Raw genomic sequence first — 22,328 nt, 5'->3', positions numbered from 1 at the left:
CAGCACAAAGCGTAAATCGCTATGAAAGCCTGTAGGGTCGGCCCTGTTAGACAAGGCACTCGCAGCGAGGCACCTAAAATCTGCTGACTTCAGGAGCCCGAAAATATTACGGATTTATTCAGACACCGCTTTGTTAACCCCTTCGTAATCCACGTGATATTCGACAGTGGTCAACATCAATTCAGGGCATTAGTCCATCGACAAAATATCAACTCAATCGCTTTTATATTCCAGGTAACCATTCAATGAGTCGGTCAGATGGCAAACTATCAAAAGGTGGGATCATTTAATTTAGAAAAAAATTAATTATTCAAGCGCCATTCGAATACTAGAAAAGGTTTTGGCTCAACTTATAACTGCAAGCGCTTCACCCGTATATATAAATAAGAAGCATTATTAATACCAAACATGAAAACATTAACCTCAACTAAAATGCACAACCCACCAATAACAAGGGTTAATATTCGAAATAAATGACTTATTGTTGTATTGCTCACACAACCTAAATGATAATTATTTTCGTTGCTATTTTCGGCTAAATTTGCGTTAAAACCCTTGTTTTTCCTGCATTCCGCAAGAAAAACTTTTTCTTGACTTGCCGCAAATCGCAACGCAAACTCGGCCCCGATTGCAGCTGAAATCCTAAAATAAAATTAGGTAAATCAGGCAGCCGCAGACTTTAGTGACTAATAAACTTTAGTAACTAAAAATATCAACTAATCTCTAGCGACTAACAAATAGGAACTCTCTGCAAACCTTATTGAGTTGGCAGGGCTTCAGGAGCACAGGCTATGAAAGGCGACCCCAAGGTAATTGAGCATTTAAATAAAGTACTGGGTAATGAACTGGTAGCTATTAACCAGTATTTCCTACACGCCCGCATGTACGACAATTGGGGTTTAAAAGAGCTGGGCAAACAGGAATATCACGAATCCATTGATGAAATGAAGCACGCCGATTGGCTGATCGAGCGCATTCTTTTCCTCGAAGGTATTCCCAACCTGCAGCACCTGGGCAAACTTCTGATCGGCGAAAATACCGAAGAGATGCTCAAGTGCGACCTGAAAATTGAATCCAAGGCCATTCCCGACTTGCGTGAAGCCATCGCCTATTGCGAGTCCGTTCGGGATTACGGCAGTCGTGAATTGCTGGAGAAAATCCTCGAGTCTGAGGAAGAGCATGTAGATTGGCTGGAAACCCAGCTGGAGCTGATCGACAAAGTTGGCATTCAAAACTACCTGCAAACTCAAATGGAAACTGCAGCCGGCCACTCTGGCAAGTAGTTTAAGTCCTCTCACAGGCATAAAAAAACCGCAGCTTCCGCTGCGGTTTTTTTGTTTCTACAGTATGCCTACCATCTATAGCAGCAGACATATTGGAGCAAAAGCGGAAATTAATCCTCGCCTTCGCTCTCCGCTGATGCCTCATCAATCAAGGTTTTCAGCTCACCGTTCTCATGCATTTCCATAATGATGTCACAGCCACCGATCAGCTCGCCCTTAACCCACAGCTGGGGGAAGGTCGGCCAGTTCGCATACTTAGGCAGCTCAGCGCGGATGTCCGGGTTAGCCAGAATATCAACGTAGGCAAAGCGCTTACCGCAAGCCATCATCGCCTGGGAGGCCCGCATGGAAAAGCCGCACTGGGGGGCATTAGGGCTACCTTTCATATAAAGCAGAATGGTGTTATCAGCGATCTGCTGCTTGATGTTCTCCAGTGTATCCATAAGCGTGAAAAACCTCAGGTGGTCGAAGCAAAAAGTAAGTTTACAGGCACCATACCATCATCTGGTATAGCGCGCCGGCATCCATTGTACCCCAGTGGGGCCGGCAATAAGTACACCATCCCCTCGATGAAAGCAAAAACCGCAGATCTGCAACACCGGATACCATGTTGAAAATTCAGCCAGCCAGATAGCACACAGCTTATAAAGGCTGTGTTACCATTGCCCCAATCAATATAAAGTGCAGATTAGAAAGCTTAAACAGAATTTTCTGCGGGAAACAGATAGTCCAAATAGTCAATATTTAAGGAGATGCCCCGGTGGCCACCCCGACACTCATGCAAAACTATGGCGATCGAACCCTCACACTGGTGCGGGGTGAAGGCAATTATGTATGGGATGATCAGGGCCGACGATACCTGGATGCAATCTCTGGAATCGCCGTCTGCGGCCTTGGCCACTGCCACCCCAAAGTAACCCTGGCCCTGCACGAGCAGATTCGGACCTTGTTACACGTATCCAATCTCTACAATATCCCTGCACAGGAGAAACTGGCAGACAAGCTGGTACAGCTATCCGGTATGGACAATGTGTTTTTCTCCAACTCTGGAGCTGAGGCCAATGAAGCAGCGATTAAATTAGCGCGGCGGCTAGGCAATAGCCGCAACATTGAAACCCCTCAAATCCTGGTAATGGAAAGCGCTTTCCACGGCCGCACCCTGGCTACCCTGACAGCAACCGGCAATGAAAAAATCCAAGAGGGCTTCGGCCCTCTGCCCGAGGGTTTTTTACGTGTGCCGTTTAACGATACCGCAGCCATCGAAAAGCTCGCAGGTGAGCGCAACGATATTGTCGCAGTGCTGGTTGAGCCGGTTCAGGGAGAGGGCGGTGTACGCGTGCCCACTTCCAACTACCTGGGGCAATTGCGCGAAATCTGCGATCAACATAACTGGCTCCTGATGCTGGATGAAGTGCAAACCGGAAACGGCCGCAGCGGCAAAATGTTTGCCTACCAGCATGCGGACATATTGCCCGACGTGGTGACCACTGCCAAAGGACTGGGTAACGGTGTCCCCATCGGAGCCTGCCTGGCCAGGGGAGTTGCCGCACAATTATTTTCTGCGGGCACCCACGGCTCCACTTTTGGAGGCAACCCTCTAGCCTGCAGTGCCGCACTGGCAGTGATCGATACGCTGGAAAGTGAATGGCTGTTAGAGCGCGCCGAGGCATTGGGGCAACGCCTGCAGCACCAACTCAAACAGCAGTTATCCGATTGCGACCAGGTCAAAGAGGTGCGGGGCTTGGGGCTGATGATCGGAATAGAATTGCAGCAGCCCTGTGCCAAACTGGTGGACATAGCCCGCGAGCGCGGATTGCTGATAAATGTTACCGCCGGCAATGTAGTGCGCCTGCTCCCCCCACTCACACTCAGCGACGACGAGTGCCATCAATTGGCAAACGATGTCAGCTCACTGATTCACCAGTTTGCACTGCAAGCAGTCTGATGCAAAAAAAGGAGAACAGCTTATGGCGATCAGACATTTTCTCACCCTGACAGACTTGTCCTCGGAAGAGCTCAAGCAAATTATTGAACGCGCAATCGAACTCAAAACACTGCGCGCTCAAGGAATAAATACCGACCTTTTTCGCGGCAAAGTGCTGGGGATGATTTTTGAAAAATCCTCTACTCGCACCCGCGTTTCGTTTGAGGCCGGTATGGCACAGATGGGCGGCAGCGCCCTCTTCCTATCTCCCCGCGATACTCAGTTAGGCCGCGGGGAGCCCGTTGAAGACAGCGCCCGAGTAATTTCCAGCATGGTGGATATGGTGATGATTCGCACCTTTGGCCACCAGGTACTGGAGCGCTTCTCAGAATATTCAAAGGTACCGGTGATTAATGCCCTCTCCGACAGCTACCACCCCTGCCAGCTGCTCGCAGATATCCAAACCTTTGTGGAGCACCGCGGCAGCCCTGAGGGCAAGGTGGTCGCCTGGGTCGGCGATGGCAACAATATGTGCCACTCCTATATTAATGCTGCCCGCCTGTGCAATTTTGAGCTGCGTATAGCCTGCCCGCCCGGCTACGAACCCAACGCCAATATCCTCGCTTCGGCAAGTGATCGGGTCACCGTAGTACACGATCCGGTGGAGGCTGTTAAAGGGGCCGATTGGGTGGCCACCGATGTGTGGGCTTCCATGGGACAGGAAACTGAACAACAGATCCGCCTGAAAGCCTTCGAGAGCTTCCTCGTGGACCATGAGCTGATGAGCCACGCCAATAGCGATGCCATCTTTATGCACTGCTTGCCCGCCCACCGTGGAGAGGAGGTGAGTGCCGAACTTTTAGAGGATGGCAACATCTCGGTGGTATGGGATGAGGCTGAAAACCGCCTTCACGCGCAAAAAGCCCTGATGGAATTCCTCCAAGACCACAGTCGATAAACCCTAAAAGGGTACAGCCACTCCTGCGGTTGTACCCTGCTACCTGTACTCACTCCCCTGCGCCTCTCCTCCCGACAACGTATAAAAGATGCGATTGGCGACAAAAAATCCAAGAGATCGCTAAATTTAGCAATCGGCGCCAACGACTAATTTACAGCCAGCCAAGATGTCAGAATTAAATAAGCGTCAGTAAATTGAGCAATTGAGTACCACTTTGCTCAAAGAGCAGCCATTTGCAAATGGTTATTGCCGTTGTTAATTTACAGCGCTCTAGCTATTAAAAAAAATTGTAAGACACTGTACCCAGCGTTCTTTCCCGGCACCCACTCCTTTGCAGCCCAGGGCTGGCGGGCTCTGCCGCGAAAGTGGCTACTGACTCAGCACCTCTACCCACAATTTATCCACAAACAACTACATAGTTATTCGCCTTGAACTGACCCGCCTACCGCATTATCTTGTAGCGCACTCGAGGCCGACCCCCTATATATTGGGGTAGAGGCTCAAGAGCACCCCCATTATGTGGGGCAAATTCCGGCGCACCACCACACTTTTTGGCGGTGGGCGTCAGGCGCTGCTTTTTTCAAAGCAGAATCAGAGGTAAGCGGGCGGAATGGAATTTCCGCCACAGGCAGCAGCTGGCAAACCTTTTCAGATAGCCGGTGACAAGCCGCCTGTTTCCAGTGTCCACAGCTGTGGATAAACACTGGCAAAGCGAAGGACACGCTCCGCCATGCCACACAGTCATGTGGCCGCCGTTCTTTTGAACGCACGCGGACAGACAACAGAACAAACCTTTCGGAGATTTACATGCACACAGAGACAGGGCGCTCTCAAGCCGTGCCTGCGGAAAAATCAGGCACCTCCAGCGACCAGGCGACTGGCGGCACGACTCTGGCCGCTACTGCACCGGGCCAGATCCGCGTAATCAAGCGCAATGGCACCGTTGTACCCTACGACGACAGCAAAATTGCCGTCGCCGTCACTAAAGCCTTCCTCGCTGTTGAAGGCGGCACCGCCGCTGCTTCCAGCCGTGTCCACGAGCAAGTTGAAGAACTGGTCAGCCAGATCAGTGCCACTTTCAAACGCCGCATGCCCTCTGGCGGCACTATCCACATTGAAGAGATCCAGGACCAGGTAGAACTGGCCCTGATGCGCGCCGGTGAACAAAAGGTTGCCCGCGACTACGTACTCTACCGCGAAGAACACGCCCGCCTGCGCGCAGAGAAAGAAAAAACTGCTCAAATTGCCGAGCAAGCCGTCGATGCCCACCCCAGCATCCGTGTAAAGCAGGACGATGGCAGCCTTGCACCTCTGGATATGGAGCGCCTGCGCACCGTTGTCAAAGAAGCCTGTGAAGGCCTCAAAGATGTCGACAGCGCGGCAATTCTTAACGAAGCCCTGAAAAACCTGTACGACGGTGTTTCCGAAAACGATATCAACACCGCGCTGGTAATCACTGCGCGCACCTTGGTTGAGCAGGAGCCCAATTACACCTTCGCTACCGCCAGCCTGCTGCTGGACAAGCTGCGCTCCGAAGCTCTGCGCTTCCTTGGTGTTGCCGAGCGCGCCACCCAGCACGAGATGGAAAAGCTATACGCCTCTACTCTGCCCACTTACGTGAAAAAGGGTATCGAGCTGGACCTGCTGGACCCTGCACTGGCCACCTTCGACCTGGAAAAACTCGGCGAAGCTCTAAAAGGCGAGCGCGATCACCAGTTCACTTATCTGGGCCTGCAGACTCTGTACGACCGCTACTTCCTGCACAGCGACGATATTCGTTTCGAGCTGCCGCAGATCTTCTTTATGCGCGTCGCCATGGGCCTCAGCATTAATGAAGAGAACAAAAACGAGCGTGCGGTAGAGTTCTACAATCTGTTGAGCTCTTTCGACTACATGAGCTCCACCCCGACCCTGTTCAACGCCGGCACCCTGCGCCCGCAGCTGTCCTCCTGCTACCTGACCACGGTACCGGACGACCTGCACGGCATTTACGGTGCTATCCGAGATAACGCCATGCTGTCCAAGTGGGCCGGCGGTCTCGGCAACGACTGGACGCCGGTGCGCTCCCTGGGTTCCTATATCAAAGGCACCAACGGCAAGTCCCAGGGTGTTGTGCCCTTCCTGAAAGTGGCCAATGACACCGCAGTAGCCGTGAATCAGGGCGGTAAGCGCAAAGGCGCTGTCTGTGCCTACCTGGAAACCTGGCACCTGGATATCGAGGAATTCCTCGAGCTGCGCAAAAATACTGGTGACGACCGCCGCCGCACCCACGATATGAACACCGCCAACTGGGTCCCCGACCTGTTTATGAAGCGCGTGTTCGAAGACAAAGAGTGGACCCTATTCTCCCCGGCCGATTGCCCGGACCTGCACGACCTGTTCGGTACCGCATTCGAAGAGCGCTACAACCACTACGAGCAACTGGCTGCCGAAGGCAAGCTGCGTCTGTTCAAGAAGATCCGCGCACTAGACCTGTGGCGCAAGATGCTGGGCATGCTGTTCGAAACCGGCCACCCCTGGATCACCTTTAAAGACAGCTGCAACCTGCGCAGCCCGCAGCAACACGCCGGTGTGGTTCACAGCTCCAATCTGTGCACCGAGATCACTCTCAACACCAAGGCCGACGACGAAATCGCCGTGTGTAACCTGGGCTCCGTCAACCTGGCTCAACACATTGGTGAGAACGGTGAACTCGACCGCACCAAGCTGGCCAATACCGTAAAAACTGCGGTGCGTATGCTCGATAACGTTATCGACATCAACTACTACGCAGTTGAAAGTGCACGCCAGTCCAACATGCGTCACCGCCCGGTGGGCATGGGCCTGATGGGCTTCCAGGACGCGCTGTACAAGGCCGGCATCGCCTATGCCAGCGACGAAGCCGTGGCCTTCGCCGATAACACCATGGAAGCGATCAGCTTCGAAGCCATCTCCGCTTCCAGCGACCTGGCTGCCGAGCGCGGCAAGTACCAGACCTACGAAGGCTCCCTGTGGAGCAAAGGTGTTCTGCCGCTGGATTCCATCCAGATCCTGGCTGAGCAGCGCGGACAGCAGTTTATCGAACAGGACACCAGCTCCACTCTGGACTGGGATGGCCTGCGCGAGAAAGTCAAAGCCCAAGGTATGCGCAACTCCAACGTGATGGCGATCGCTCCTACTGCGACCATTGCCAATATCACCGGAGTATCCCAGTCGATCGAACCGACCTACCAAAACCTGTATGTGAAATCGAACCTGTCCGGCGAATTCACCGTAGTAAACCCCTATCTGGTACACGATCTGAAAGATCGCGGCCTGTGGGATCAGGTCATGGTTAACGACCTGAAATACTATGAAGGTTCTGTACAGAAAATCGATCGCGTACCGGAAGACCTGAAAGCGAAATACTGCACCGCGTTTGAAGTGGAGCCGCGCTGGATTGTGGACGCCGCCAGCCGTCGCCAAAAGTGGATCGACCAGGCCCAGTCCCTGAACCTGTATATTGCCGGCGCCGACGGCAAGAAGCTGGACCTGACCTATCGCATGGCTTGGTTCCGCGGCCTGAAAACCACTTACTACCTGCGCGCACTGGCTGCCACTACCACAGAGAAATCTACGGTGAATAGCGGCACCCTGAACGCGGTAAGTGCACACGGCGGTAGCAACGGAATGGCTGCGGCAGTACCTGCTGAGCAAGCTGCTCCTGCACCGGCCGCAGTACCTCAGGCCTGCTCACTGGACGACCCGGATTGCGAGGCCTGCCAGTAAAATTTAAGCCCCTTTTTTATAGGGGCTGCACTGACTCTCGGGGGAGAGCGTCGTAACCGCAAGTGCGGGCATGACCATGCGCAGCGACCCCGGTCCACCCATTATTTTAATAGTGGGTAATACCATAGGGACCGGGGATCGGCTGCGGCTTATTTTCCCGAGAAAACCCAGTGCAATTGCCAGCGAAAATTAAGTGCAAATAAATGCACAAAAGCGCAGCAAAAATTGATCTGGCACAGGATTTTCTGTGCCCAGGCGAGTTAAAAATACAAGCCTGTAATGAATTATTACCGGTAAAAAATATCACCGGTATGTCATCCCTGGTTGCACACAATTAGTGAGTAATACACCAGGAAGATTTAAGAATTTTTTATCGAACTTTCGATAGTGAGACCGATCAAAAGGGCCAACTATGCTGAGCTGGGACGACATCGACACCAAGCCCCAACAACCTGAAAAAGCAACCGAACCGCGACCGACGCCGGAGGCCCAGGCAAAATCCGTGCAGGAGCCCAGCGCTTCCTACACAGCCGCTCCGGCGTCGCCTGCGGCCCAAAGCGGCTCCACTGCCGTTGATGCCGCCCGTGCCGCAGTTGCTAATATGGACCCGGCTCCCGGCCTGGAAGAACTGGAAATGGGTGCGGCCCGTATCCAGGTAGATGAAAAGCGCATTATTAATTGCCGCGCTGACCTCAACCAGTTGGTTCCCTTTAAATACGACTGGGCCTGGCAAAAATACCTGGACGGCTGCGCCAACCACTGGATGCCCCAGGAAATCAACATGAACAAAGACGTGTCCATGTGGAAAGACCCCAACGGTCTAACCGAGGACGAGCGTCGCATCGTGGAATACTCCCTGGGCTATTTCTCTACCGCAGACTCCCTGGTTGCTAACAACCTGGTATTGGCGATCTACCGCCATATCACCAACCCGGAGTGCCGCCAGTACCTGCTGCGTCAGTCTTTTGAAGAAGCCATTCACACCCACGCCTACCAGTACTGTGTAGAGTCCCTGGGTATGGACGAAGGTGAAGTCTTCAATATGTACCGCGAAGTGCCTGCGGTTGCCAAAAAGGCGGCCTGGAGCCTGTCCCACACCCAGGCCATCGGTGATCCCAACTTCAAAACCGGCACCGTTGAATCCGACCAGGAGCTGCTGCGCAACCTGATCGCCTTCTACGCAGTCACTGAAGGTATCTTCTTCTACTGTGGCTTCAGCCAGATCCTGTCCATGGGTCGCCGCAACAAAATGACCGGTGTTGCCGAGCAGTTCCAGTACATCCTGCGCGACGAGTCTATGCACCTGAACTTCGGCATTGACGTCATCAACCAGATTAAGCTGGAAAATCCACACTTGTGGACAGCGGAATTCCAGCAGGAAGTGACCCAGATGATTCTCGAGGGTATGGAGCTTGAAGTAGCTTATGCCCGCGACACTATGCCCCGCGGCGTACTCGGCATGAATGCGAATATGATGGAGGAGTACCTCCAGTTTATCGCTAACCGCCGCCTTAGCCAGCTGGGCCTGAAAGAGCAGTTCCCTGGCGCTCAGAACCCATTCCCGTGGATGTCTGAAATTATGGACCTGCGCAAAGAGAAAAACTTCTTTGAAACCCGCGTTATCGAATACCAAACCGGCGGCGCACTGCAGTGGTAAGCGCTTCCTGGTTAGCGAATTACTAAAAAGGAGAAAGTAGTCGCTCACAGGAAGAGAAGTATTGAAAACGGGCTTAATGCCCGTTTTTTTTATTCTAACAATAGCTTGCTGAAGATCTTCCTTAGTATTCACCCCACAAATACTACTGCCTAACTTTAACTATCAAGCCAGCGCCGAAAAGCAGAACTTCTTGTCTTACTAGTTATGAGAGGTTCGTTCAAACCTGAGAGATGAATGGCGAGAGTGTCTTTACCATAAGCCTCAAAGCGCTGCACATACTGGATATTGACAATATCGCTACGATTGATTCGAATAAATTTTTGAGGGTTCAGCTGGGACTCAAGATCAGTCACCGACTGTTGCACTAACGAGTGAGTCATCCCTTTTTTATCGTGAGCAACAATAATTCCTTGCCCAGCTCTTAGGCAAACAATATCTTCTACCCATAAAACCTCTACACCTCCTCCCTTTCTCAATAGAAATCTATATCTAAATCCAGCGCCGCCAGCCGGTTCTTCCTTCGCATAAGTTTTATTCGAAAAACTACTCTTTAACTGTTCGAAAGACAGCATAGCACCGGTAAAACGCTTGTAAGAATATGGCTTAAGTAAATATTCAATTCCCATATTTTGAAAAGCATTCATCCAATAGGAGTCATGGGCGGTGGTATATATAATCGGGCAGGGTAAATCAATCTCATTCAACACATGAAACACTGGCCCATCGAGCAGCTCTATATCTGAGAATATAAGATCTAACTCAATTTCCTTCAGGAAAAACCTCCGAACCTTTTCAACCTTATCCAACGGACCCAAGATTATGGCTTGAGAGTTATACTTCAATATATACTTCTTTAGCTTCTCAGCCGTTAACGGCTCATCCTCAATCAATAGAATATTCATCAAATGATTACATTAGTTACAGATTAGTGGAAGGCGCAACATGAATTCACCATCCTTTTGCGTGACTTCTATTGACCTACCCAGGATCATCTCCGATCTTTCCCTCAGGTTTATAAGCCCCAACTTTCCTGAAGGAACCGTTGTAACTTTTGGCCTTATCCTATTTCTCACCTCAAGCCAATGATCAGTAACTATCACTTTAACCCATAAAGGGCTCTCCCTATCCCCCTGGTTATGTTTGATTACATTTTCCAACGCCAACTGAAGAGAGCAAGGTAAAGTTACATATTGATATAAAGTATTTCTTCTACATTCAACATCTAATTTGTACGCATGAGAAAACCTTTGCTCCATCAATGACATATAATCCATTGCAAAAGCAATTTCACGATCAAGACTTACCGTTTTGAAATCTTGACATTCTAAGACATAGCGATAGATATTTGTAAACTTATCTAGAAACTCATCAGCTACCTCAGGATTGGAACCTATAAGTGCCAACAGAACATTTAGATTATTAAATAAGAAATGAGGATCCAGCTTATGCTGCATAGCTTCAAGCTGCTTCTCCAAAAGTAACTTTTGCACCCTCTCCAAATCTAGACGCTGATCATTAACCCCTTTAATTAGCTTGAAGGAAGTAACTGCACCATAGTTTAAAACATGTAAAAAAATCAAACTCAACGCAAGTAAGGACACATGTCTTCTATCTATCTCCTGGATACCAAAGAACAGCTCCAAAGACAAAGTAAGAAATATTGCCAGGAAAAGGTAGATAAAGCCGCTAATTACAAAAACTGCAAGGAAGAATTGAATGGATATATTATCCCTTTTTTTACTTGGCGTTAACGTACCATATACTTTCAACGACAACCATTGAGAGAGAAAGCACTGTAATACAATCCAAATTGGTGCATCATAATGTATAACGATGGCACTTCCCGGAGTAGCTTTTATTGTAGCAGAGTACAAGACAACCAAAATTGAGAAACACGTCGTCAAAAAAATAATGGCTGCCTTGCTCATCTTTATACTTTATTTATTGCGGAAGGCGCATAATAACCTGACCATTGATATCGAGAAACTCTAATTTTGCCTCACCATCTTTGGTAACCATTAGCTGAATACGTTTGTTTCCATCAATATCATTTAGCTGAAGCTTCGAATCCCCATTTAGGGTACCGTAAAAAGCCCTTCTAGTCCCACCAAGCTTTTCTTCTTTATACAGTTTTGCTAGCCGTTCTATTCGCTCTTTATCGCCAAGCCTTTTAGCCTCACTAAACTCCTTAGACAGATCAAAATCCATATCCTGATCAGGACGGTCCATTACTGTAAGGCCTGTGACCATATAATCAGAACTTTCAATGTGTTGCACCATTAGAGTTTGATCTTGATTATATCTATCAAAAGATAGGTGTAACCCATGGTTAGTTATACCATCGTCCTGACTTCCTCGAAATATAAATCCCCCATTTTCAGTCCCTTCATCATTGTAAAAAATCATCCCAGGTCTAGACGACTCTGATCGAAATACCTCTCGCCCATACCTTTCGACCCCTGGCGCCTTATCTGAGTTAGCTAGAACCATACGATTCAAGCCGTTCTTTTCTACAATATTGATTCGCTCGACAAAAATTTCTTCAAACTCAACGGTGTCTCTCTTAAACCCCGTTAAGCCGCCCAAAAAAATTACGCTCAATGCTAGAAGTACATTAATTTTTCTTTGATGACTTGATACTTGTCTTTGATTTTCCATGTTAACCACCTCACTCAAATAGAACCTCAAAGTTAGGGGGTAGAAGGAAAGTGTTCTAGAGAAAAGTTGTAAACAGGGGGAGAACCCAAATAAACAGGGGGAAAAGCCAAATAAGATATGCGCACGAGATCCTTATGCAACATCGAGAGGATTGTTTTTGAGATATGTACAGTCAGATAACAATAGCAATCATCGTTTTAGATAGTGACTTTGGGAGTACAGCATATAATGAGCCCCTATTCTTGCTACCTCCCTCAAACTAGACTTATGTTCCACTAAAGCCCTTACAGATCACCATTGACGCCTATCAATAGGTCAAACAGTTTGGACAAGATTCAGAATTGGCGCATAATAACTCATATTAGCTACACTCGCCCCCAAGAAGGCGTTGCCTGTTGTAGCCGCCCGTCTTAAATTTATGATTGTGAATTCTCTATGAGTACCCTTGATTTGAATGATATTGCCACCTTGAGCTGTGAAGATCGCTACGAGTATTTTCTGAGCATAGCCGGAGAAGAGCGGGAGATCTGGATACTGATCGATAGCCAAAATTGCTTTCTTAAAATACACACCGATGAAGATGGTGGCTTTGAATATCTGCCAGTATGGCCAAGCGCTGAATTTGCCCAAGCCTATGCTGAGAATGAAACGGGCCTCACCCCTAAAAGCATTCCCTTACCACAGTTTTTAAAGAAGTGGCTTTCTGGCTTAAAAGGTGACGGCATTGAAATAGGTGTGTTTCCTGCGCCGGATAAAAGCGTATGGATTACTAGCTCAGAGGAACTAGAGATCGATCTACGGGAAGAACTGAACAACGTCTAAATAGGCTATTCACGTTGAAGCTATCGCTTCAAAAATCCGACAAAGAAAGTTCAGCTCTATTGAATAAAAGTGAGATAACAGGGTAAACATCTGTTATCTCACTTGGGTAATATACAATTACAGATTCGCCGCCTGATATTTATATATACTATTCACTTGAGGCGTTGCAATGAAAACCAGGAATAAAATAAGTTTCGACGCCACCAAAAACTATAAGGAAGAGAAAGATATAAAGCCGGCCTTGCCCGCTTATAGCAGCGCAGTCGCCAGTGCAAAGCATTCGGAAAAGAAAAGCAAATAGTATCCGGTTGGATAACTTTCACGTCATCTAAATCTCCCCATAAGTCGATATCCGAACTCAAAGCAAAATCCAAAACTCTTCCTCTAGAGAGTAAGTAGATATTAACTCCCTGATCCAGAGACCACCAATCATGTAGGATAACTAACACTTTATCGAGAAATTGGTATTGAGCAACAATCTCTCTACCATAAACGGGTATAGCTCTTTGGTTGGAGCCATCAATTAATACGACTTTACTATTATCAATTGGATTAAGCTTGAAGTTATTCACCTCAGAGAGAAAAGCGTTCGTCACTACCCTACCCCCTTAAATTCCAGACCTCTAACTTTACTACAAACTTTTAATCCAAAATATAGCTCCCTGAATTAGCAGGGTATTTAAAAAATCTTAATATGTTCCCCTAATTGGGTAATGGTTATCAGGATTTCGGATAAACTCGATACCCACCAATAGCGTTTGCAAGTCAGGCCTCGCAAAAGGTGCATTGGAAATGTCGACTATTTGCAACCTTCCAGATTCGTTGATGACAAAAACACCCGGTTCAGCAAAGGGCCTATCTGTTTCTTCAGGGAAGCGGGGTTTTGAAATATAGAGCCCAAGCTGCTGCATTTGGGGTATTGATAAACCGTAACCGACAGTAAACCCCGGCTGAATTGCTTCCATATGCAGAGAAGCTTTTTCCTCCGTATCGGCAGAGACAACAGCCACGTCAATACCCTCCGCATGATAGCGGGGTAGTAGTACACTCAAGACACGCAAATACTTGGTACAAAGTGGGCAGTGCTTACCTCGGTAAACGACTACCATTTGCCAAGGGAAACTACCTTCAAGCTTCCCCAGTACCAACTCACCTCCACCAAGTCGCTTTACTTCTATTGCAGGAAAATCGATACCAGCAGCAAGCTTTATATTGCTCATTAGCACCCCACTTGAGAATATAAGAAGAGACTTAGTCAACCAATGAATCCCACCGTTAGTATAGGAGACTCGATGAAAAAGCCCCTTATTCGTTTTCTATCAACGCTATTAGCAGCCGGACTGCTAAGTGGCTGCCCTGCTAACCACCAAAGTAACTCTTCTCCTGAAAGTCATTCCCAGCCTCTTGAGTTCTTACCTGCCCTGAAAGGGGACTACTTTAAGCTGGATTCAGCGATTATTGGGCGCCCCTACCATATCTATACTCGCCTGCCTGAGGGCTATAATCCAAACGAGGATACAACCTACCCGGTCATTTATCTCCTCGATGGGGATTCACTGTTCCCAATTTTGGCTACTAATCACCTGTTTATGCATTACGATGATTACGCCCCCGAGGCGATTATCGTAGGTATTGCTTACGGCTCATTTAAACCCGAGATCAATCATCGCAGTTTTGACTTTTCACTACCCGGTGACAGTGACACACTTAAGTATGGCGGTGCACCTCAGTTTCTCAACTTTCTAGAGCAGGAGCTCTTACCAGCAGTTGAAAGCCGCTACGCGGTAGACCCTCAGCAACGAGTTCTCTTCGGTCAAAGTCGAGGGGGATATTTTGTGCTTTACACGGCATTTTCTAAGCCCGACTTGTTTAAAGGATTGATAGCCAGCAATGCCACCTTCTTACCACAACAGGAATTTTTCTACAGGGAACCTGTACAAGCGACAAGAGAGGATCTGACTCTGGTAGTAACAAGTGGCTCCAAAGACATGCCAAACCTGCGCAAAGATGCACTCTCCTGGCATAAGCACTGGAAAGAACAAGAGACCACTCCCTGGCGCATTGCATTTACAACGATTCCAGGCGGTACCCATGCGGCAAATAGTACTGACAGTTACCGTTTCGGCATCCACGAGATTTTTGCAGAAGAGATCGAAATATCTCGTATGAAAGCAGAGAACAATTTGCAAGTGGTAGAGGATCACTAGAGCTAAAAACTAATTGAAGTAAATATGTGATTCCCGCAAACTAAAAAGCCCGCTTTTAAGCGGGCTTTTTTAAAACGATGAGCTAATTACTCTGTACAGGCAGCAATACGACCAGCCGTATTTTTACCGGCACCACAGTTCAGGCCATCGGGGATACCAGTGTAGTCTGGGGCCATAATACCGCCGTTACGCTGAGCGTCATGATCGGTATAAATACTCGCCAGGTTATAGGAACGCGCTGTCCCCTTATTGTCATTATCGCAGGAGAAGATAGCGCTTCCGTAAGCGATACCCAGGAAGGTCTTGTATTCCTTCAGGTTTGACCACAAGTTGCGCTTAGCAGAACCAGAACAGTTCATCTGGGAAGCCAGATTGATGTAACCATCGTCCTCACCGCCCAACAGCAAAGAGCTAGCACTCTCAATACCAGGGAAACCGGCGTAGCCTCCAATGGTATAAACCGGTGCAGCCAGGTTGGTGCCGACATAGTTGCGCACAGCATAGACATCATTAGTCTGCAGGTAACGTACTGCTGCGCACTCGCGACCGATAAACCAATCGTTGATCAAATCTTCGATCCAGCTACCGTTACACAGTCGATCAACCCCCTCAGTACCGGTGATTGCACCACCAGTAGTAAAGATTGCCGCGATACCGCTAATGGCAGTGTCAAAGTCCACTTCAACCGCGTAACTATCATTCAGGCCTGCGACATTAACGGTTTCGGTTTTCGTCTTACAGCTTTTCCAGAACCAGGAGCCAGTACAAACCTTCGAGGTTTCGGTCACAGTATTGGAATCCAGCTGGTTGTAAGCACGGTTATAGTAAGGGGACCCCGGTACGGCATTGCCTGCGAGGTACATCATCTGGGTGGCACCCTGACTGTGGGCAATCACGTAGAAAGTATCATCAGCAGCACACTGGTTTTCATGCTCATAATCATCGCCTTCGCCATTGCGAATAGCGATTATCTGCCGAGCGATTTCACCCGCTGTGCCGTCATGCCAGTAGGGCATCTCGCCCTCATCGGTGGAGTTGTAACCAACCACACCGTAATTGCCGCCATTTACACGCAACTGTTCAATAAAGTCACTACCCGCGTATTCATCGAAGTAAGCCTCACTCCAATAATCTAAAGCCGGCTGCTCAAGATTACCCTGGGAGTTAGTACGCTGCTTAATATGGCCCTCAGTACCATGGCCATGAACCAGGATGTAGCAGTTATCCGCACTAGCAGAGGCTGATCCCAAAAGCCCCGCTAATAGTAAAGAGAAGCTCGCACCCAATCGTTGACAAAGTGTCATTGTGATGTCCTTTTATTTTTGCTCGGGCTTGATCCCAATTTTTTAAATTGTCTTTTTATGTTGCCGAGACTGTTTTATGGCTTGCGAAAGGTATCTGGTTAATTAGTGCCAAGAATATGACTAATAGCGCCAAACAGAATCTTAGGGCGACAAGCAATATGACTATTTAGTCATAAAGAGAAGGAGGCTTAGATGAATGTGACATAGTTCGCAAAAACTAAGAACCGCGACTTCGCTCTAGGTCACAGTATTGATGAAGCTAAAGGTGAGTGAGCACTTCTAAAAAACTTTTGGAGCAAGCTATCTTTTCGAAGAAATAACTTACGTAAAGAAAAGGTTGAAATCGTTTAAATTTTGATCAACCCCTATCGTAGCACACAAGTATCGTAGCCACTTTTCTATCGATATACCTATGACACGTTATGCACCCTTTCCATAAAAAATTGTGGCACTAAATTAAAACATGCAGCAAGAATTACAAGGTATAAATATATGAGCACCTCTACGGAGATAATTTTTAGAGTCTAACGATTCGGGAAATATACTACATATACTTAAAATCAAAAGGTAATCATCTAGTAGTAGATTATCCGCCGACCGAATGCATACTCATTGAACATCTACGGTAGGAAGGAAAAATGATAGAGCCAAAAAAGTTTTGGGATAAAACTGCAGCGCGCTATGCCAAAAGCCCTATAAAAGATTTAAAAAGTTACAAGAGAAAACTGGCTATAACACAAGAATATTTTCAGGCAGACTGGTCTGTACTGGAATTTGGATGCGGCACCGGCAGCACCGCTATTCATCACTCTCCCTATGTGAACAGTATAACTGCTACTGATATTTCCGAGAAGATGCTGGATATTGCTAAGCAAAAAGTAAAAATCGCTTCCATAAAAAACATAAATTTTAAACAAGGCACCTTAGGTTCACTAAAATTCGAACCAGATAGTTTTAACGCCATCTTAGGGTTAAATATATTGCACCTTATCGAGGATATAGATGGTGCTATCGCGCGAGTTTACAATTTATTGAAATCCGGGGGCATATTTGTATCAAGCACTGTATTAGTTAAGAAAAGCAATTGGCGATTCTTGATCCCAGTGATGCAACGCATAAACCTGGCCCCTTATATCCACAAAATTGACAGGCAGGAGCTTTTAGACAAGCTTACACGAGTTGGTTTTCTTATTGATCAGGAGTGGCAGCCTAGTAAGGAATCAATTTTTTTGATAGCAAAAAAGTAACTTCTTTATTCCCCATATACGTGGCCATATTTCAGACATCAGGACGAATTCCAGTAAAAAAAGCAGGAGGGCGGTAAGGGGGAGCCCCCTTACCAAATTTATCTCCCAGTATCATTACAACAGTTCAGGAGAAAAAATTAATTAACGCTATTTGAATGGTAAATCATCGCCTGCCAAACATTTTGCTGACCACTCACATAGTTGTCATAGGTGGGGTTTTTAATATAAGTCCAAGCCACTTTTCCATCGCCTAAGTACATAGGTTCATCCAAACCACCCCATCCATAATTAGGTAACTCGATTGGCCCTTCAAGTACGTTTAGATCTGCATCGACTTCCATTACATAAAAGGCTTTTGGCACTAATAATCTTTTAGAGCCGCTGTCGGCATAAATACGGTTATAGGCCAGGTTATCAGAAATACACTGGAACTTTGCATACCCAAATAAGTAACGTCCATTTTTTAAATCAATAAGTTGTGGATCACTAATTTGGCAATCATCATCCTCAACCAACCAATTAAAACCCTGGCCTTCCATACTACCGGTAGAGCTGACTTTGGCGATACCAATACGGGTTAAAGAGCTGGAGTCTAATGCATCACCGGAATAAAGTCCCTGCCTTGTTATTGTGGAGAAACTATCGTCATCTTCCCAATAGTTATAACTCATGTAGGACAGGAAACAGTTTGTGGTGTCGTAATCTGCACAATCATCATCAAACGGGCCTTCCCCAGATGGATCAATACCGACTTCGTCCTGAAGAAAGCGATCCATATCCGCATCTTCAATATATTTAGGCGAGACAATCAAAGAAAGGTTCGTATTGGCATCCACTGGTACAACAGTATGACCGCCACCATTTGATACCATCGCAGACGTTGATGGTACGAAGTGATTAAAGCGCCCTTCTGTAGACGAACTGGAAGTTTCCATTTTCACTGCAATGGTTCCGAGTTGCCCATGAGTGCTACCTATCCAGTCGTTCCAATCACTGGTACAAATTGCACCAAACATCTCATTGTCTGGATTATAGAATGAGCGAATGTTTACTACATGACCATTGCCGCAGGCCCAATACCAACCGCGATTATCTGAGCTGCTCATATCCAGGGACCAATTATTACGGTCAATAACCGTTAAGCCTGCCGAATAGTGAGAACTCCCATTTCCATCAAATACCCGTGCAGAAACTGAGAAACCATAGCTACTACGAACCTGGCTGTCATCCTCAACATAAATCAGCTCTTGTGCGCCAAGATGAGTTCCACCGTGCATTTTATTTACTACGTAAGCATCAGGAACTTCACTTAAAGGCTGATTTTCCCACTCTAGCAGCCAAATCTGCTCGTTATAGCTGTAACTGGCATCTCGAATGTGCTGCAGTAAATCGTCATAGTCACCAGAAGAGAGACTGGTAATAATGTATTCCATCTCCTCCTGCATATCAGACCCTTTAATCGTGCTGAACGAGGGAGAATCTCCAAAATCAGTATCGGGGAAGTTTGCTTCCAGTCCGGCAAGAAAATCATCGAATGTCAGAGTCGGGTGCTCTGTAAAAAAGTCGATATACTTACCGTGATTGGTTGCCACCATAAGACCAATTTCATTGGCTATACGGGATTCAATCAAGTCAATATTGTCTTCCATTTTCATCCAGCTTGAGCCGTATTGCTCAACTAGATCTACCTCCACATCATAGCGTTCGCTGGCTCGATATTCTGTATTACACAGTACCGCCACTGTGGAACAGTTAGCGCTAACGGCTATACCGTGGGATTCGTAGCATTGATTTAAAATCGTGGCATTACCCGTTGGTTCAAAACTGGAGGTATCTGGATCATACTGCAACTCATATACAGAACCGTAAGTGGTATCCGCAGCACTGCTCCCCTCTGACAAAGTAGTGGAAACAAACATCCTGGGAGTATCGGTATCTGTTGCGCAGGTCGCCGTATAGTTCCGAATTGGAATATCAATATCCTCTTCGTCCTGCTCGCCATCAGTGCGCGCAATATAGTGGGCCATCTGGTAGACCTCACGAGCGTTGTTCATACCTTCTGGTAAAGTCACATCAATCGCAGTCAGTGAAGCAAAGCCCAAGTCAGTGACTTCTACATCCCCCACCACAACCGTGGTCCCTACATTATCTGAAATCGGAGTATCATCATCACCGGAAGTCCCTTGACCGCCACTTCCACTACCGCCCTGGTCACTGCCGCCATCTGTTGACGAAGTGTCTGAATCCGAGGAGGAGCTGCCTCCACCACCGCCACATGCAGCCAGCAGCGCCGTCAAAGCAAGCGCTATTAATTTCTTATTAATTAGTAAACCCATCAGTTCCGCCCAACTTGTATGCCGCTAAAATTTTTTGTTATTACTTGCTGCCATTAACTAAGTTTGTATACCCAATGTGACAGCGGGCGTGAACTTTAAAGGAATGCAATCGATTGTCTGTGAACTGGTTTTCGAAATATCTGGAGGGCGATAAGCGGTAATCCTTCGCCGATAAACGGTGCCGGGCCACCAAATAGTTGAGATATCACTGCCCAGACAGGAATTGGGCAATAGTTTGAGCACAAAGGTACTGGCTAGCTATTACAGCTGTAACAATTAGCTCCAAATTTGTAAAACCGATATAGTCTCGCTGAAATACACTGGACCAGTACTGTACTGGAAGATCAACTCCTCCCTACATGGAAGTGTCAATATGAAAAGACTAGCCTTATTTGCTGCACTAATCATTCCCACCCTGTCACAGGCCGTTCCTGAAATTACGGGTACTCCACAAGACTTACGCGGTCTGATTTATCCGGAATCCAGAATTGTTACCCTGCATGGCAACGCAAAAGAGACCGCTTACTCTGATCAAGCCATTGTGAATGTGATTGTCACGACTGAGGAGCCATTGTTATCAGACGCCATTGCCAGCAACAGCTCCCTGCGAAAAAACTTAACCCAAAGATTAATCAAGGCTGGAATAGACGGATCCAAGATCAAGAATTCCAAATTCTCATCTTCTCCTCAATTTGGATGGCTGGGCAAAAACCCATCCAGCTATAAAGTGATAAATAGAGTAGCGGTAACAATAGACCAGGAAAACCATTTACAGGCAATCGCAGAACTAACTGACCAAAATAAAGAAGTAGATATAGTAAGTACCTCTTTTGAACATTCAGAAACCTCTGAATACACAAAAAAAGTACAATCCAAGGCACTGGCAAAAATTATGGCGCAAAAAGCGGATTATGAGGAGACGCTCGGTATTCAACTAATTCCAGTTAATATCCGTACAAAAAATATTGGCTTTTATGGGACGGCGGGTGCTGGTGCGGTGGAAGAGGTTGTCGTTACCGCTGCCAGGGGTAGAGCTGGAAAACTAAAAGATAGTTTTTCGGACTCCTATATCGAAACAGAAACTAGCTCATTCGACGAGGTCCAGTATGAAGCTTCACTGTCGGTGGAGTTCCAGGTTAGACCGGCACACATAACTGAATAAACTTCGATCAAGCAGCGAGGCCGGCAGAAGCCGCGAATAGTGGTTCCTGCCAAACTGATACCCCACTTACCGACCCTGGATCCAAGCATGCCTACCCAACAGAGAAGGACAATATCTGGCTAATCTCATTCAAACTACGATTTGACTGGGACTGCCAAGTTTCAATAGCTTCCTTTAATGCTGCCCAGTCTTTCTTAGAGGAGGGAGACTTGCCGATAACCCCCTCTCGTATAAGGGCTCGAATGGTATCACTTGCAAAAACCAAAGTATCAACTCCCATTCGTCTTAGAAATACTTGGGCAGTCTTACCGCCGAGTCGATCACCACCTTTACGCAAGTAGAGAAGATTCTCAATATAGTTGCCTGTATTCCAGCTAGAGAAATACGCACCCAAGCTTCCATGCTCATTAGATAAATGCCAAAAGAAGTCTGCATTTCTTTGAATGGAGCGAGTTTTAGTCCAGTGTTTGATCATACCGTCCTGCCGCATTAGGTCATCTAATGCCTCCTCCGGTAAGTAACGACAGAACGAAACATCAAAGCCATAGAAGATCTTCTCTATATCCGGCCACTTTTTTTCAACAACCTTCCAACTAAAACCGGCTTGAAAAACAGCCCGGGATGCCGATGACAACCACTGACTATCATGTATCTCTCTCAAGAGCTGCGCAGGCTTTGGCTTCACCAGCTTCGACTGAAGTCCATCTACCCCTCCAAATCGATCAATCACAGGTGCCTCAATGGCGGCGAACTCACGCATAATTCAGACCTTCCAGTAAATCTATCTCCATTCTACGCCTATAAATAGAAATTCAAAGTATTTAGATTTTTAGCGGAATACTAACAAGGGGGTGCGTGTTTATCCTACCTAAACAACGCGAAAGCCAACTGACTCTAGAAGTTAATATTTCAGAAAACTGAAAAAGAAAAGGACATTTCAGTTTCCCCAATAAATAAAGGGGAGCTAGCTCCCCTTTATTTACATGATACTTAAGTAGAGATATAAAGAATAATTAGCTACCC

At 47.2% G+C, this 22,328-nt stretch carries 19 protein-coding genes; 10 read left to right on the top strand and 9 right to left on the bottom strand.

What is annotated here, in order from left to right:
* Positions 1 to 791 precede the first annotated feature (791 nt).
* Positions 792 to 1,283 (top strand): bacterioferritin, encoded by a 492-nt coding sequence (gene bfr, locus ACJJI3_RS22730; protein WP_020412720.1) that lies wholly within the window; start codon positions 792 to 794, stop codon positions 1,281 to 1,283.
* A 110-nt stretch (positions 1,284 to 1,393) separates the two neighbouring features.
* On the opposite strand, the gene grxD is transcribed toward bfr, so the two are convergent.
* Positions 1,394 to 1,726 (bottom strand): Grx4 family monothiol glutaredoxin, encoded by a 333-nt coding sequence (gene grxD / locus ACJJI3_RS22725; RefSeq protein WP_282933784.1) that lies wholly within the window; start codon positions 1,724 to 1,726, stop codon positions 1,394 to 1,396.
* Positions 1,727 to 2,043: 317 nt separating this feature from the next.
* Here grxD and ACJJI3_RS22720 point away from each other — a divergent pair, with 317 nt between their 5' ends.
* From ACJJI3_RS22720 to ACJJI3_RS22700, 5 genes are all read left to right on the top strand, one after another.
* Complete coding sequence (locus ACJJI3_RS22720) at positions 2,044 to 3,228, top strand: acetylornithine transaminase (RefSeq protein WP_444896447.1); 1,185 nt, start codon at positions 2,044 to 2,046, stop codon at positions 3,226 to 3,228.
* A 22-nt stretch (positions 3,229 to 3,250) separates the two neighbouring features.
* Positions 3,251 to 4,165: an ornithine carbamoyltransferase gene (gene argF / locus ACJJI3_RS22715; RefSeq protein ID WP_444941010.1), complete on the top strand. Its 915-nt coding sequence runs from the start codon at positions 3,251 to 3,253 to the stop codon at positions 4,163 to 4,165.
* Positions 4,166 to 4,972: 807 nt separating this feature from the next.
* Positions 4,973 to 7,912, top strand: a complete 2,940-nt coding sequence (locus ACJJI3_RS22710) for a ribonucleoside-diphosphate reductase subunit alpha (RefSeq protein ID WP_444941009.1) — start codon at positions 4,973 to 4,975, stop codon at positions 7,910 to 7,912.
* Positions 7,913 to 8,115: 203 nt separating this feature from the next.
* Positions 8,116 to 8,250, top strand: coding sequence for a hypothetical protein (locus ACJJI3_RS22705; protein WP_444941008.1), 135 nt, complete (start codon positions 8,116 to 8,118; stop codon positions 8,248 to 8,250).
* 74 nt (positions 8,251 to 8,324) lie between these two features.
* Positions 8,325 to 9,569, top strand: a complete 1,245-nt coding sequence (locus ACJJI3_RS22700; RefSeq protein WP_108734126.1) for a ribonucleotide-diphosphate reductase subunit beta — start codon at positions 8,325 to 8,327, stop codon at positions 9,567 to 9,569.
* A 155-nt stretch (positions 9,570 to 9,724) separates the two neighbouring features.
* Here ACJJI3_RS22700 and ACJJI3_RS22695 read toward each other — a convergent pair whose 3' ends face one another.
* The 3 genes from ACJJI3_RS22695 to ACJJI3_RS22685 are packed head-to-tail and all read right to left on the bottom strand — an operon-like array spanning position 9,725 to position 12,227.
* Positions 9,725 to 10,471 carry a LytR/AlgR family response regulator transcription factor gene (locus ACJJI3_RS22695; protein WP_444941007.1) on the bottom strand — a complete coding sequence of 249 codons (747 nt, stop codon included), beginning with the start codon at positions 10,469 to 10,471 and terminating at the stop codon, positions 9,725 to 9,727.
* Between the two features lie 12 nt (positions 10,472 to 10,483).
* Positions 10,484 to 11,497: a sensor histidine kinase gene (locus tag ACJJI3_RS22690; RefSeq protein WP_444941006.1), complete on the bottom strand. Its 1,014-nt coding sequence runs from the start codon at positions 11,495 to 11,497 to the stop codon at positions 10,484 to 10,486.
* Between the two features lie 13 nt (positions 11,498 to 11,510).
* On the bottom strand, positions 11,511 to 12,227 hold the full coding sequence (locus ACJJI3_RS22685) for a hypothetical protein (protein WP_444941005.1): 717 nt from the start codon (positions 12,225 to 12,227) through the stop codon (positions 11,511 to 11,513).
* Positions 12,228 to 12,662: 435 nt separating this feature from the next.
* Here ACJJI3_RS22685 and ACJJI3_RS22680 point away from each other — a divergent pair, with 435 nt between their 5' ends.
* Positions 12,663 to 13,049, top strand: coding sequence for a DUF2750 domain-containing protein (locus ACJJI3_RS22680; protein WP_444941004.1), 387 nt, complete (start codon positions 12,663 to 12,665; stop codon positions 13,047 to 13,049).
* Positions 13,050 to 13,201: 152 nt separating this feature from the next.
* Here the strand turns inward: ACJJI3_RS22680 and ACJJI3_RS22675 are convergent, their stop codons facing one another.
* Both ACJJI3_RS22675 and ACJJI3_RS22670 read right to left on the bottom strand, forming a co-directional pair.
* Complete coding sequence (locus ACJJI3_RS22675; protein WP_444941003.1) at positions 13,202 to 13,645, bottom strand: hypothetical protein; 444 nt, start codon at positions 13,643 to 13,645, stop codon at positions 13,202 to 13,204.
* A gap of 93 nt (positions 13,646 to 13,738) precedes the next feature.
* Entirely contained in the window at positions 13,739 to 14,269 is a 531-nt protein-coding gene (locus ACJJI3_RS22670; RefSeq protein ID WP_444941002.1) for a redoxin domain-containing protein, read from the bottom strand.
* A 72-nt stretch (positions 14,270 to 14,341) separates the two neighbouring features.
* Between ACJJI3_RS22670 and ACJJI3_RS22665 the strand changes: the two genes are divergently transcribed.
* Entirely contained in the window at positions 14,342 to 15,256 is a 915-nt protein-coding gene (locus tag ACJJI3_RS22665) for an alpha/beta hydrolase (RefSeq protein WP_444941001.1), read from the top strand.
* Between the two features lie 86 nt (positions 15,257 to 15,342).
* Here ACJJI3_RS22665 and ACJJI3_RS22660 read toward each other — a convergent pair whose 3' ends face one another.
* Entirely contained in the window at positions 15,343 to 16,560 is a 1,218-nt protein-coding gene (locus ACJJI3_RS22660) for a hypothetical protein (protein ID WP_444941000.1), read from the bottom strand.
* Between the two features lie 638 nt (positions 16,561 to 17,198).
* Between ACJJI3_RS22660 and ACJJI3_RS22655 the strand changes: the two genes are divergently transcribed.
* Positions 17,199 to 17,807, top strand: a complete 609-nt coding sequence (locus tag ACJJI3_RS22655) for a class I SAM-dependent methyltransferase (protein ID WP_444940999.1) — start codon at positions 17,199 to 17,201, stop codon at positions 17,805 to 17,807.
* Positions 17,808 to 17,944: 137 nt separating this feature from the next.
* Here the strand turns inward: ACJJI3_RS22655 and ACJJI3_RS22650 are convergent, their stop codons facing one another.
* A complete protein-coding gene (locus ACJJI3_RS22650; RefSeq protein WP_444940998.1) occupies positions 17,945 to 20,143 on the bottom strand; it encodes a hypothetical protein in 2,199 nt (732 codons plus the stop codon).
* A gap of 373 nt (positions 20,144 to 20,516) precedes the next feature.
* On the opposite strand from ACJJI3_RS22650, the gene ACJJI3_RS22645 reads away from it, so the two are divergent.
* On the top strand, positions 20,517 to 21,305 hold the full coding sequence (locus ACJJI3_RS22645; protein ID WP_444940997.1) for an SIMPL domain-containing protein: 789 nt from the start codon (positions 20,517 to 20,519) through the stop codon (positions 21,303 to 21,305).
* Positions 21,306 to 21,396: 91 nt separating this feature from the next.
* Here the strand turns inward: ACJJI3_RS22645 and ACJJI3_RS22640 are convergent, their stop codons facing one another.
* The gene (locus ACJJI3_RS22640; protein WP_444940996.1) at positions 21,397 to 22,065 is read right to left on the bottom strand and encodes a DNA-3-methyladenine glycosylase I; all 669 of its coding nucleotides are present in this window, start codon (positions 22,063 to 22,065) and stop codon (positions 21,397 to 21,399) included.
* Between the last annotated feature and the right edge of the window lie 263 nt (positions 22,066 to 22,328).

The organism is Microbulbifer maximicatervae (SeqCode) (assembly GCF_052466985.1).
The sequence above is the reverse complement of the archived record's forward strand: the minus strand, read 5'-3'. Positions and strand labels throughout refer to the sequence as shown.